This is a genomic window from Methanothermobacter sp. DP, assembly GCF_026692625.1.
Taxonomy (GTDB): Archaea; Methanobacteriota; Methanobacteria; order Methanobacteriales; family Methanothermobacteraceae; genus Methanothermobacter; species Methanothermobacter marburgensis.
In genome coordinates this window covers 1,192,731-1,205,356 of sequence record NZ_CP113501.1, presented here as the reverse complement: position 1 = coordinate 1,205,356, position 12,626 = coordinate 1,192,731, and the positions used below count along the sequence as shown (strand labels likewise).

Here is a 12,626-nt window from a genome sequence, read left to right as displayed (position 1 = left end):
AGGATCACCACCCATTTTATTGTTATCTATTCTGATGGCCTTCCAAATGCAAGGTCCCCTGCATCCCCCAGCCCCGGGACTATGTAGCCCCTGTCGTTGAGTTCCTCCTCAACACTGCAGGTGTAGACCTCCATATCCATTTCAAGAACCCTCTCAAGGCCCGGCCTTGAGGATATGACATTGAAGAGGACAGTCCTCTCAGGTGTTCCGTATGCCTCAAGGGACTCGAGGATCCCCATAATCGTGTTACCTGTTGCAAGCATTGGGTCTGCTATCACCATTATCTTACCATCCAGTTCAGGGACCCTCAGGTAGTCGACTGAAACATTGAAGGGAGGATCATCTGATCTGCAGGCCCCGACTATTCCCTGTTCTGCCTCAGGGAAAACCCTCATAACTCCCTCTGTGAATGGAAGTGATGCCCTGAGGATGCTCAGCACAACGATCCTGTTTCTATCTGTGATCTCAACACCTGAGGCAACCCCCAGTGGCGTTTCAACATCAACCTCACGCCAACTGAGGGTATCTGCGAATTCATAGGCCATGTAGCGGCCTATATTAGATATGCCCTTCCTGAAACTGGCGGGGTCAATCCCCCTTCTCCTTATACCTGTTAGAATCTCCCTTACAACCAGTTTATCTATCACCCTGAGCATCAGCATCACCTCCCCTCTCAATCAATTTCTTTCCGTGGGCCTGGGGCACAACCTCTATCATGGGGTTCTCAAATTTGAGGTCGAATTCGCCTCCATCAAGGAGCATGTGGAGGAAGACTGCAAGGGATGAGACCTCGGAGTGGGGCTGATTCGTCACCCCAACATTGTAATCTGCAAGCCTGTAGACCTTCCCGGGGACCCTGGCGCCCCCGACAACCACGAGTTTACCTGCTGGGCTTTCCCTTAGGTCGGGTATAACGTCCCTTGCAGGGAGACCGTACATTGTGAGGTGCACCACCTCCCCTCCCACCTGCTTCCAGGACTCAATGACTCCCTGCCAGTTTCTCCTGTAACTCACCCTGAAGGGTCCTCCCCACCTCTTAACAACATCATCAACGCCCTCCATGAGTTTCGGGTCCTCCTCACCACTCAGTATGACCTCAGATGCCCCGAAGGCCCTTGCGGTGAGGCACACGTGTGTTGTGATCCTTGCATCCCGTGACTTCCTGTGACCTAACCTTAAAACCCTGATATCCATTATAATGACCTCCATAAATCAGTATAAAATCATGTTAACTGGATGGCTGCAGCAATCCCCAGGAGACCCATCATCCTCCCAATCTCATTTGAGGCCCCGAGAACATCACCCGTGCTCCAGTAGAAGTTTCTCCTCGCGGTAAATCCGATGAATACTCCCGAGGCAGCGGCCACGGCAACACCAAGAGCCCCCGGGATCCCCAGTAACAGGTAGGCTGCAGCTGACCAGAGGAACCACACGGGAACTATGAGGGGGCTCCTGGCCGCAATTATGAAGTGCCTCCCTGTGCCACTGTCAAGGGGCCTTGAGACCAGTGCACACCCTGTAAGGCATATCTTTGCAGAGACCTCTGAAATTAAAAGGCCCTGGAATATGATATCTGATGGAAGGGAATATACTGATGCCACTGTCAGTGAGGAGACCATAATGAGGAGTCCCAGTCCACCGGTACCGATACGGGGGTCCCTCATTATCTCTATCTTCCTCTCGAAGCTCCCATGGGACATGAGGGCGTCACCCATGTCTATGAGGCCATCAAGGTGGTGGAAGCCGGTGAACCATATGGCAAGGGCATATGCGGCACAGGCAACCACCGGGTAGGGGAGTATGAGGGATGCTAAAAGACCTCCTGAACCCACAATGACACCTATGAGGGCCCCCACAAGTGGCCAGTGGAGTGTGAGGGAGGCTATCTCCTCAACGGTCGCCTCTGAACCCACCGGGAATATGGTTGAAAATGATATGAGACCAGCGAATTTCCTCAGAAAATCCATGAAAAACCACCATCACTCAAACAGCCTTGACATGCAGCCTGCTATGAGTCCAGCGACTGCATCATCCACCATGGGTCCGAGTTCCCCTATCACACCTGGTTTCTCCTCATCGTAGCGCTTGAAGTTGAATATTGCCTTGGTGCCCGCCACCTGATTGGCAACCGCCATGCCTATCACCTCATCACTGTAGAGGTAGGCCGGGTCATCTGTGAGGTCAACTCCAAGCAGCCTCCTTCTTCTGATGTCATCCTCAATATGCAGTGCCGCGGCAAGCAGCACACAAACGTTCAGGTCCCCCAGCGCACGGCTTATCTCGGAACGCAGCCTCTCCCTCAGTTCATCTGTGACCTCAACTCCAACCACGAGCTCCATACCCGCATCGACCATGGCCTCAGCTGTCACACCGTGCAGCTCCAGGAGTTCCTCAACCCCTGGGCCCTCAAGGAGTAACCTCTGAGATGAAAGCCTCAGGGACTTTTCCAGGTCAGGGGCACTGAACCCTCCATCACCAGGCATGGAGACCACGGTTACCCTGGGCTCCAGGATTTCTGCGAGTAACCCCAGGGCCGATGTTACCTCCCTTACAGCAAGCTGCAGGATTTCCAGTATGCGGTCACCGCACTGCTCCCCACACACCACGAGGACGTCGAGGAAATCTCCGGCAGAGAATACCGAGAGCACGTTACCTGCACATGCAACCTCAGGGATCCCTGAAAGTTCAAGGGTAACCTCAGTGGATGTGCTGATGGTTCTGGAGGCAGCCACAAGCCCGGATTCTGCCCTTACCCTCACAAGATCAGATTCGATTACAACCTCTGCACCGTTAAGATTTAACTTTTCATTCAAGGGTTTCACCTTCAGATATAAGCACCATTCTTCTTAGTGAGATTATCTAGACACCAGTATCGGCATCATTTTATTCCTCATCAGATTTATTATCTACACACCACATATCTATATAGGGTGATATTAATGAAGGTGCATCTACGGGTATTCGTGGAGGTTGAGAACCTGGGCCGCGTCATGAACATACTGGCAGATGAGGGCGTCACAGGTTTCTACATAGTTGAATACAAGGGCGTCTCCCCAACGGAGTGGAGGGGATTCTCAATCAAGGAGGACCCCAAGTCAGCAATCTCACTCATACACGACTATGCAAGGGACGCGGTCCTGGTATGCTCGGTGGTTGACGAGGAGCTCGTTGACCCCATTGTGGCGAGGTTCAGCAGGGAACTTGCTGATGAGAAGTACACCATAATAGAGATACCCATAAGGAGAATAATAGTCAATTCACCACCAGAGTGATCAGAACGGTGCTTGAATGGTAACGGTCATAGACCCCCAGCTTGCAGGGGTATCAGGTAACATGATGGTGGGTGCCCTCATGGACTTGGGGGCCCACCCTGAGCGTACAGCGGAGGTCATGGAGGAGGCAGCATCCCACTTCGGCGGGGCCAGCGTGGAGGTGTCAGAGGTTAAGAGGTCAGGCCTCCGGGCAACCCACGTGGATGTGAGGGCAGACGACTCCCTCAGCATAGGTTACATGGAATTTTTAAAGCGCCTTGAGAAGATCAGCCATCCTGGCATTGACGATGAGATGCTGTCAATGGCAAGGGCGGTCTTCCATACCATGGCACAGGCAGAGGCCACGGTGCATGGCGTGAAACTGGATGAGGTCCACTTCCATGAGGTTGGGGCTGCCGATGCAGTTGCAGATGTCCTGGGGTCTGTATTCGCCTACTTTGACCTCAACCTCCACAGGGATACGGTCTACACGCTACCTGTGGCGGTTGGGGGAGGTACAGTGAATGGCGCCCATGGAAGGATACCTGTTCCTGCACCGGCCACCGTTGAGATACTCAGGGGTTTTCCTGTGACTGGAGGCCCGGTTGAAATGGAACTTGCAACCCCCACAGGGGCCGCGCTCCTTGTTAACATGGTGAGGGGATACAGGAGGTTCTACCCTCCAATGGAGATCCAGGCCACAGGTTACGGGGCAGGGGACATGGACCCTGACTTCCCGAATGTCCTGAGGGTGGTGAGGGGCTCAGAGGCTGTGCACCATGACACGGTAACGCTACTTGAGACCAACGTGGATCACCTCAGCGGGGAGGTCCTGGGCAACCTCTTCGAGAGCCTCATGGATGCAGGGGCCCTTGACGTTACACTCACACCGGTTATAATGAAGAAAAACCGTCCAGGACAGTTAATAAGGGTTATATGCAGGGAAAATGACCATGAAATGATACTCAAACGCCTATTCTCTGAGACAGGAACCCTTGGTGTGAGGATATTTCCCCAGGTTCACAGGGGCGTCCTTGAGAGGAGAGTCATGGAGGTCGAGGTTGATATAAAGGGGAGAAGAATGGCCAGGTTCAAGGTGGGCCTCCTGGGCTCAAGGGTTGTGAATGCAAGGATAGAATACGAGGATGCAAGGAGGATATCACTCGAGACAGGAATACCCCTAAGGGATGTCATGGAAATGGCCGAGAAACAGTTCAGAAACTTCATGGAGGATAAGAATGGAAAATAAAGTAATGGTGGGGAGGCCTGAGGTGATAATCTCAATCAGCATACTGGTAGAACACAGGGAGGCTTCTGATGATTAGGTTGATCAGCATACTGGTAAAACATAAGGGATGGGGAGGTCTGAAATGAGCAGGGCTATCAGCATACTATCAGCTGGCATGGACTCTGCAGTTGCAACAGCACTGCTAGCATCTGAATATGAGATCCACGCTTTAACATTTGATTACGGCCAGAGAAGTGCCTCCATGGAGATTGAACATGCCAGGAAACTTGCGAAGCACCTTGGCATTGAGCACACAACCATTGAACTCCCCTGGCTTGGAAGGCTTGGTGGTTCCGCCCTCACAGCGGGGGGTGAGATACCCTCACCAGCGGATCTTGATGACAGGGAGGAGTGCCTTGAGACGGCAAGGAGGGTCTGGGTACCCGGGAGGAACATAGTCTTTACAGCTATTGGTGTTTCCTTTGCAGAGGCCCTGGATGCAGATGCAGTTATAGTGGGGTGGGACCTTGAGGAGGCCGATACCTTTCCTGATAACTCTGCAGAGTTTCTTGATGCATTCAACAGGCTGTTGGGTATAGGTACGCTCCGGGGTGTTGAGGTGAGGGCTCCACTTATAGGAATGACCAAGAGGGAGATCGTTGAGGTTGGCTCTGATCTGGCTCTGCCCTTCGAGTTGACCTACTCATGTTACAGTGGAGGTGAGGTCCACTGTGGTGTCTGCGAGTCCTGTATGAGGAGGAGGAGGGCCTTCAAACTTGCAGGTGTTGAGGATCCCACAGAATACCTTGAATAGAGGGTTGCCCCTCACACTGGAGGCTTATTATAGTTTTTTTCTGAACACAGACCTTTTTAACTGAGGGAAGGTGGGGGAGCATATGTTTCTCCTTAACCTCAGACTTCTTAGATGAGAGAATCAAGGAATACTTTTTTATGTATTCATATTATATTATCACCTGAGGTGATGGTAAATGCACATACCTGATGGTTTTATCCCTGCCTGGCAGCTGGTATTCTACAATGTAATTGCAACTGTGGTACTTTTCCTGAGCATTGCATGGGTTATAAGGGGTCTTCTGTCCATGAAGAGGGATGAGGGAACACATGTAGACTTTACAGGTTACCTCCTGATCATGTTAACTGCACCACCTTTAATCTTCTTAATCCAGGCTTTCTGCATACCTGTACCCTACGGCGTACCGCTTACCCTTAACGGGGCCGCACTGCTTTCAGTAATCCTTAAAAGTCCCTTCCTAGCATTTATCCTCATGTCTGCCGTCATGCTTGTACAGTCCATCTTCTTTGGCTTTGGTGGAGTAACATCACTTGGCGCAAACATGATCGGTATGGGGGTTCCTGGGTGTTTCCTTGGATTCTACATCTACAGCAGGGCAACTTGGGGTTTGGGGGGAAGGAGGGTTCTTTCAGGTTTCATCGCCGGTTTTGCATCATATGTGCTGGCAGGTATCCTCACAGGCATCCAGCTTGGGGTTGCAGGTGTATTCCCCCTCATAAGGGCAGTGGTGAGTATGGGGATCTATTCAGCAACATGGGGCATCCTTGAGGGTTTACTCACGGCCGCTGGCTGCATCATCATGTCATCATGGATTGAGCGGATCTGGGATCTTCACTGATCAGCTGTTTCATGGATTTACCTAATAGAAGAAGGGTCCTGAGAAATAGATGATTGCAATCCCATAGGAGTTAAAGGGATGCAGAGGAATATCCTGGACATAAAACTAGGTATGGGCCCCCATATTGAAGCAGAACCCGCAGGTGTCTGCTATGGCCACGGTGTAATTAAAAAATATAAAAATTTTATTTTATGACCATGAGGATATCACCGGCTTCAACCCTTTCACCCTCACCTGCGTATATTCTCTCAACAACGCCGCCGTGGGGTGTCTGGATGTCGTTCTCCATCTTCATGGCCTCAATAACAGCCACAACATCCCCTGCATTCACATGGTCACCCTCACTGACCTTCAGCTTCACAACCATCCCCTGCATCGTTGACCTGACCGCACCCTCAACGTCCACAGGTTCCGGTTCAGCCTCCTCGATGGTCATGTATCCTGTGGGCACGACCTTGACATTGAATTCGTCACCGTCCACCTCAACATGGAAGACCGTTGGCACATCACCGGATGGTGCCCTTTCCTCCACCGGGGGCTCTAGTGGTTCCTCCTCCACCTCTCCCTTCAGGAATTTGGGTGCTATGGCAGGGTAGAGTGCAAGGGTCAGTATGTCCTCCTCCTTCTCTATTATGCCCATCTCCTCACCCCTCTTCCTGCACTCCTCGTACTGGGGCTTGAGGATGTCTGCGGGTCTGCAGTCGATGGGCTCCTCATCGCCGATTACCTTCCTTGCAACCTCCTCATTTACAGGTGCGGGCGGCCTACCGTAGAGTCCCCTGAAGTAGTCCTTCACCTCATTGGTGACCATACTGTACCTTTCACCACTCAGGACATTCATAACAGCCTGTATACCCACTATCTGGCTCGTTGGGGTTACAAGTGGCGGGTAACCCATGTCCTTCCTGACACGGGGCATCTCCTCAAGTACCTCCTCGTACCTGTCAAGGGCGTTCTGTTCCTTGAGCTGTGCAACAAGGTTTGATAGCATACCCCCGGGTATCTGGTAGATAAGGACGTCTGTGTCGATCTGCTCGGCGATGGGGTCCAGTATACTGCTGTACTTCTTTCTGATCTCCTCGAAGTACTTCTTGATGTTCTTCAGGATCTTGAGGTCGAGTCCGGTATCATAGGGGGTGTCCCTGAGGGCAGCAACGAGGCTCTCGGTTGGAGGCTGTGATGCACCCCATGATAGGGGGGATATTGCGGTGTCAAGGATATCAACCCCCGCCTCACAGGCCGCATAGTAACTCATGGGTGTCATACCACTTGTACAGTGGCAGTGAAGATTTACCATGAGGTCTGTTTCCTCTTTAAGGGCACTTACAAGTTCGTAGGCATCGTGAGGTGAAATTAAACCTGCCATATCCTTAATGGCAACTGAGTCACATTCAAGGGCCTCAAGTTCCCTTGCAAAGTCCACGTAACTTTCAAGTGTATGGTAGGGACTTATGGTGTAGCAGATAACCCCCTGGACATGGGCGCCCTGTTCCCTGGCAACCTTTATGGCATATTCCATGTTGCGGAGGTCATTGAGAGCGTCAAATATCCTGAACACATCAACGCCGTTTTCATATGACTTCTCAATGAACTTCCTTACGATGTCATCGGGGTAGTGCTTGTAACCCACCAGGTTCTGACCACGGAGGAGCATCTGTATGGGAGTCCTCTTTATGTGCTCCTTGAGTTCCCGCAGCCTCTCCCATGGATCCTCGTTCAGGTAACGTATGCAGGTATCGAAGGTTGCGCCTCCCCATGCCTCCAGTGAGAAGAAACCAACCCTGTCCATCTCCTCTGCGATGGGTATCATGTCCCTTGTCCGGAGGCGAGTTGCAAGAAGTGACTGGTGCGCATCCCTGAATGCTGTTTCAACGACCTTTATCCCTTTCATCGTGACCCTCTCATGAGATCAGTTAATCCTTTATATACATAGTAGGAACTTCCTTAAATACACACCAGATGTATTAATTATCCATAAATTTATCCCAAGCCTGAAATGGTTATAAGGAATGAGATACTAATCCTAACCATTAAATTTACAACGAATTTTAAGGGAGAATCAAAATGGCAAAGATAATCATAGATTATGATGAATGTGATGCATGCGGAGAATGTGTCGATGTATGCCCGATGGAGGTACTCATAATAGTTGACGGTAAACTCAAGGTCCAGCACCCTGAGGAGTGCAATGAATGTGAGGTATGCATGGACGTATGTCCAAATGAGTGCATAGAGGTTGAGGAGGACTGACCCTCAACCCAGATAACTCCTTTTTATAAAAATAGTTTTGATTGAAGATGGTTTATTTTTTCTTTGGATTATCAACAGAATTGATTATCCTGTTTATCTCTCTCTTTTACCCTCAATGAACTCATCCACCATACTGGCAGCCACATCATCGGTGTACTGCACCGGCGGATGCTTCATTGTGTAGGCTGATATTGATGTGAGGGGTCCTCCCACTCCACGGTCAATTGCAAGTTTACAGCACCTTATGGCGTCGATGACGCATCCGGCAGAGTTGGGTGAGTCCTCAACACTCAGCCTCAGCTCAAGGTTCATTGGGACATCCCCGAAGAGCCTACCCTCCATCCTGAGGAAGCAGATCTTATTATCCTTCTGCCAGGGTATGTAGTCGCTGGGGCCTATGTGGATGTTCTCCTCATCCAGCCGTTCCTCACCCAGTATTGATTGAACTGCTTCAGTCTTGGATTCCTTCTTTGAGTCAAGCCTGTCACGGTTGAGCATGTTGAGGAAGTCAGTGTTCCCACCGGTGTTTATCTGATAGGTCCGATCAAGCCTGACACCCCTCTTCCTGAAGAGGTTTGCCAGGGTCCTGTGGGTTATGGTGGCTCCGAGCTGGGCCTTTATATCATCACCAACAATCGGTATCCCCCTGTCCTCAAATCTGGCTGCCCATTCAGGGTCACTGGCTATGAAGACAGGCATGTTGTTTATATAGGCAACCCCGGCCTCGAGGGCGCACTCAGCATAGAACCTTGCAGCCTCCTCTGATCCCACGGGTAGATAGTTGAGTAATATCTCAGCCCCGCTCTCCCTGAGGACCTCAACAACATCAACGGGTTCGGCGTCTGCTACAACGAATGTCTGGTCTTCAGGGTAATCCTTCATGTGGGGCGCCACACCATCAAGAACGTGCCCCATGGATACCTCAACACCCATCTTGGGTATATCATCACAGAATACCGTCGTGCAGTTGGGGGGTGCGAATATGGCCTCACTCACGTCTTTCCCGACCTTTCTCTTATCCACATCGAAGGCCGCCACAACCTCAATGTCCCCTGGTCTGTAACCCCCAATATCCCAGTGCATGAGTCCTATTGAATCACGGGCATCCTTGTCACGGTAATAGTATATCCCCTGAATCAGGGAGCTGGCACAGTTTCCCACACCGACTATTGCAATCTTTATCTTATCCAATTGAAACACCTTTCAGAGATTTGTGATAATCATAAAATCAAGGCTATAAATTGATCAACTTACTTTTTAAGATTTGCATATTAAACTATTAAATGTTTCGCCCCGTTTCTGGTGGGATCACCAATTCATGATTGAGGCCCTTAGAATAATCAGGATTATCCATGAGGCAAGTAGGACACTTTCCCTGAACTTACTGTGTTCTGGAAGCCCCTTATCAAACCTCCAGGTAAGTATAACGATTAAAATTAGTGAAAGGTTAATTAGGTTTCCCATTATATTTAGCGGATTTCTGAGGTGGGTGGGTATCCATCCTGTAACGATTAAAAGGATCCCTGCCCAGAGAATCCATCTGATGTCCCGGTGTTCCTCCTCTGAAAGGTAACCGCGCCATGAGAGGAGGATAAGCACAAGGAATGACCCCATCCCCATGGCCATGCCCAGAAACTGGAGGATGTTAAGGAGTACGGGAACACCGAACACCTCTGACTTGAGGATGGGGAGAAGGAAAATGGCGTTCAGGGCCTCATCCGGTGGGAAGGATTCCTCCTCCCCCACAGCAAGGACGTAGCTCCCCCTGTTATTCTGATTACTCACCCTGAGGTAGTACGTGCCCGCCCCAACGGTCCTGTTGAATTCAGGGCCCTTAAAGTAACTGTCACCACCAAACTCCTCGAAGTAGGGGCTCCAGGAACTCAGGTTACCATCAAGTGTCCCTATAACCTTACCATCCCTTATTATATCCACAGAGACAGCCTCTGCATCGGGGGAGAGCGGAACCAGAATATTAACATACAGTCTGAAGGGTCTCCCTGAATCAACCCTGAAGTAGACGGGTTCCCCCTCAAGTTTACCATAGAATGCCTGTGACACCTCGGGGTTTTTGACTGTAACCTCCCCAGTGCTCACAAGCCGGGGCTGGTGTGCATATGCTCCCTGAATTAGTATTAACGTTAGCATGAGGATGACGGCCCGCTTCATGGTATTATATCTGCACGTCTCCTTTAATAAGATCTCTCATGTGATGATTTCCGTGCCTGTCTGGAGTGGATTGAAATTAACTGGACCCTCAGCAAGACCGAGTCGTGCCTCCTCTGATGTGCAGTGGCCAGTGTAGACCGGGCCCCTAACAAACTCTCTGAGCGTGGATGCAACCCCCTCTGAGGGTCCCTCAAGGTGGAAACCACCCACAAGAAGATCCAGGGGTTTATGAAAGATATCAGAGGCCTTACTGACAATGTTGAGTATGCCGTTGTGGGAGCAACCAGTTATGAGGTTAAGGTGACCCTCTTCTTCAATGACAATGGCCAGTTCATCGGAAAACCTGTCAGGAACAGGTTCGCCATTTAAACATGCAAAGAGTTTTCTGTTGCCTGAGGGTCTTTCGAAAAGATCTCCAAAGTCCCGGATAAGCGTGAAACCTGGAAAGCTCTCAGTTTTAGAGATGAACTTTATCCTGTCGTCGTGGATTTCCTCAATGCCTATGAACCGCCAGTCACCATTAATTGCATAGCGTGGTGTGAATGCCCCCTCCCCAATGAGGACATCTGCATGGTGATTGATTTCGAGGAAATGTCTGAGTCCACCCCCATGGTCATAGTGGCCGTGTGATATAACTGCCACATCCACCTCCCTGAGGTCAATGCCCAGTCTCCTGGCATTCTCTGCAAAGAGTCTGCTCTGCCCCATATCAAAGAGTATCCTGATGTCAGACTCGATGTACAGTGAGAGGCCATGTTCGCCCATCATGGGATCCTTTGCGGTGTCCTCAACAAGGCAGATAATTTTCAGAGGCATCACCATCCAGGAGGTCAAGTATCTCGTCTATCCTTCGCTGCACATCAGCTATGGGGTCCTCTGTGTTTATTATGTACCAGCCACTGGCAAGTCTGAGTGCCTTCTCCCTTGTTTTTGTGAGGTCCTCCAGGTTCTCGAACATCTCATGCTCATCCCTCTCCCTTAACCTTCTCAGGGACTCCTCAGGGGATACGTCAAGGAAGAACATGTACTCCGTGGTGGGAAGGACCCTTGAGAGGAGGCGGTACAGTATTGATGCCAGGGGCCCCGGCAGGTAGGCCACACCCATGAGGTACCTTGAGAATATCAGGGTGTCGGGGCCGGGATTGGAGCGCCAGTGGTACTTCCAGAGGGACCTTATGACGTCCAGGGCATAGAACACTGCGGCCTTTATATGGTTAACCTTTCCACCCATGAGGAGGGCCTTCCTGGCTCTTCGACCGTATGGGTTATCCTCCTCAGGGTGGGACCTGAATATTACGCGTTCACCACGCTCAAGGTACCTTTTTCTTATGAGTTCGGCGTGGGTGTCCTTTCCTGCCCCGTCAAGGCCATCAATGACTATGAACCTCAAACAGCCACCCCCCCGAGGATTAGGTAGGCTGCAACTGCCCCGAAGCATGCTGTAAGGTTGTCAAGGCCCCTGGGGGTGAGGGCCTCCAGTAGCGTTGATACCAGGGCAACCCCCACTATGACCAGTGGGGCTATGTTCTGTGAGTAGTAGAGGAGGACGACGGGCAGCGTCACAATGAGTGTCAGGAACATCCCCAGGGAGCCCTCCAGGCTCTTCCTGTCCCCCAGTACACTGAAGGTTGTCCTGCCGAACCTCTCACCTATCAGGCTTGCAAGGCCGTCGCCATAGGACATGGCTGCTATCCCTATACCTGTGACCCATGGGGTGTTAAAGAATAGGTAGGCCAGCACGGTCCAGGACATGGAGTAGTAGACGAGGCCTAGGCCGTGGCCATAGGAGGAGGCCCTGTGTTTTATCTTCAGTGGGGAGTAGGGGCTTATGAGGAATGTGAGGGGTATGAATGGCGCCGCCGCCAGGAATGTTATAACCATGCGGCTATCAAAGAGGGGTAATATAAATAGGATGTTACCAACCATTATATGTACAAATTTCCGGCTCAGGTTTGGTCTATCACCAAGGAGCCTCTCAGATACAATCAGTAAAACCGCAACATACAGATATACCATCAGAAGTCCAAGAATGTCACTGCCGCTCATAGGAATTATGGAGTAGTTCAAGGTATAAGT

The 12,626-nt window shown here is 50.9% G+C and carries 15 protein-coding genes; 5 read left to right on the top strand and 10 right to left on the bottom strand.

Going from position 1 to position 12,626, the window contains the following annotated elements; genetic code table 11:
* Nucleotides 1-26 precede the first annotated feature (26 nt).
* Genes upp through cobZ form a run of 4 tightly spaced genes read right to left on the bottom strand, consistent with a single transcriptional unit; the run spans nt 27 to nt 2,822 of the window.
* On the bottom strand, nt 27-662 hold the full coding sequence (gene upp / locus OXN82_RS06440) for a uracil phosphoribosyltransferase (protein WP_321211087.1): 636 nt from the start codon (nt 660-662) through the stop codon (nt 27-29).
* A complete protein-coding gene (locus OXN82_RS06435; protein ID WP_321212169.1) occupies nt 637-1,197 on the bottom strand; it encodes a tRNA (cytidine(56)-2'-O)-methyltransferase in 561 nt (186 codons plus the stop codon). The genes upp and OXN82_RS06435 overlap by 26 nt, the downstream gene beginning before the upstream one ends.
* A gap of 26 nt (nt 1,198-1,223) precedes the next feature.
* Nucleotides 1,224-1,967: an adenosylcobinamide-GDP ribazoletransferase gene (gene cobS / locus OXN82_RS06430; protein ID WP_321211086.1), complete on the bottom strand. Its 744-nt coding sequence runs from the start codon at nt 1,965-1,967 to the stop codon at nt 1,224-1,226.
* A 12-nt stretch (nt 1,968-1,979) separates the two neighbouring features.
* Nucleotides 1,980-2,822, bottom strand: coding sequence for an alpha-ribazole phosphatase CobZ (gene cobZ, locus OXN82_RS06425; protein WP_321211085.1), 843 nt, complete (start codon nt 2,820-2,822; stop codon nt 1,980-1,982).
* Nucleotides 2,823-2,939: 117 nt separating this feature from the next.
* Here cobZ and OXN82_RS06420 point away from each other — a divergent pair, with 117 nt between their 5' ends.
* From OXN82_RS06420 to OXN82_RS06405, 4 genes are all read left to right on the top strand, one after another.
* A complete protein-coding gene (locus OXN82_RS06420) occupies nt 2,940-3,272 on the top strand; it encodes an MJ1244 family protein (protein WP_321211084.1) in 333 nt (110 codons plus the stop codon).
* 16 nt (nt 3,273-3,288) lie between these two features.
* Entirely contained in the window at nt 3,289-4,500 is a 1,212-nt protein-coding gene (gene larC, locus OXN82_RS06415) for a nickel pincer cofactor biosynthesis protein LarC (RefSeq protein WP_321211083.1), read from the top strand.
* 121 nt (nt 4,501-4,621) lie between these two features.
* Entirely contained in the window at nt 4,622-5,293 is a 672-nt protein-coding gene (gene queC / locus OXN82_RS06410; protein ID WP_321211082.1) for a 7-cyano-7-deazaguanine synthase QueC, read from the top strand.
* A 175-nt stretch (nt 5,294-5,468) separates the two neighbouring features.
* Entirely contained in the window at nt 5,469-6,131 is a 663-nt protein-coding gene (locus OXN82_RS06405) for an energy-coupling factor ABC transporter permease (protein ID WP_321211081.1), read from the top strand.
* A gap of 184 nt (nt 6,132-6,315) precedes the next feature.
* Here the strand turns inward: OXN82_RS06405 and oadA are convergent, their stop codons facing one another.
* The gene (oadA, locus tag OXN82_RS06400; RefSeq protein ID WP_321211080.1) at nt 6,316-8,022 is read right to left on the bottom strand and encodes a sodium-extruding oxaloacetate decarboxylase subunit alpha; all 1,707 of its coding nucleotides are present in this window, start codon (nt 8,020-8,022) and stop codon (nt 6,316-6,318) included.
* 173 nt (nt 8,023-8,195) lie between these two features.
* Between oadA and OXN82_RS06395 the strand changes: the two genes are divergently transcribed.
* Nucleotides 8,196-8,381, top strand: a complete 186-nt coding sequence (locus OXN82_RS06395; protein WP_013296279.1) for an ATP-binding protein — start codon at nt 8,196-8,198, stop codon at nt 8,379-8,381.
* Between the two features lie 93 nt (nt 8,382-8,474).
* On the opposite strand, the gene OXN82_RS06390 is transcribed toward OXN82_RS06395, so the two are convergent.
* The 5 genes from OXN82_RS06390 to OXN82_RS06370 form a co-directional block, all read right to left on the bottom strand.
* Complete coding sequence (locus OXN82_RS06390) at nt 8,475-9,572, bottom strand: inositol-3-phosphate synthase (RefSeq protein WP_321211079.1); 1,098 nt, start codon at nt 9,570-9,572, stop codon at nt 8,475-8,477.
* Nucleotides 9,573-9,689: 117 nt separating this feature from the next.
* The gene (locus tag OXN82_RS06385; RefSeq protein ID WP_321211078.1) at nt 9,690-10,550 is read right to left on the bottom strand and encodes a hypothetical protein; all 861 of its coding nucleotides are present in this window, start codon (nt 10,548-10,550) and stop codon (nt 9,690-9,692) included.
* 36 nt (nt 10,551-10,586) lie between these two features.
* On the bottom strand, nt 10,587-11,366 hold the full coding sequence (locus OXN82_RS06380) for an MBL fold metallo-hydrolase (RefSeq protein WP_321211077.1): 780 nt from the start codon (nt 11,364-11,366) through the stop codon (nt 10,587-10,589).
* Entirely contained in the window at nt 11,338-11,988 is a 651-nt protein-coding gene (locus tag OXN82_RS06375) for a thymidylate kinase (protein ID WP_321211076.1), read from the bottom strand. Before OXN82_RS06375 ends, OXN82_RS06380 begins: the two co-directional genes overlap by 29 nt.
* Complete coding sequence (locus tag OXN82_RS06370) at nt 11,937-12,596, bottom strand: SEC59/DGK1/VTE5 family protein (protein ID WP_321211075.1); 660 nt, start codon at nt 12,594-12,596, stop codon at nt 11,937-11,939. Before OXN82_RS06370 ends, OXN82_RS06375 begins: the two co-directional genes overlap by 52 nt.
* Between the last annotated feature and the right edge of the window lie 30 nt (nt 12,597-12,626).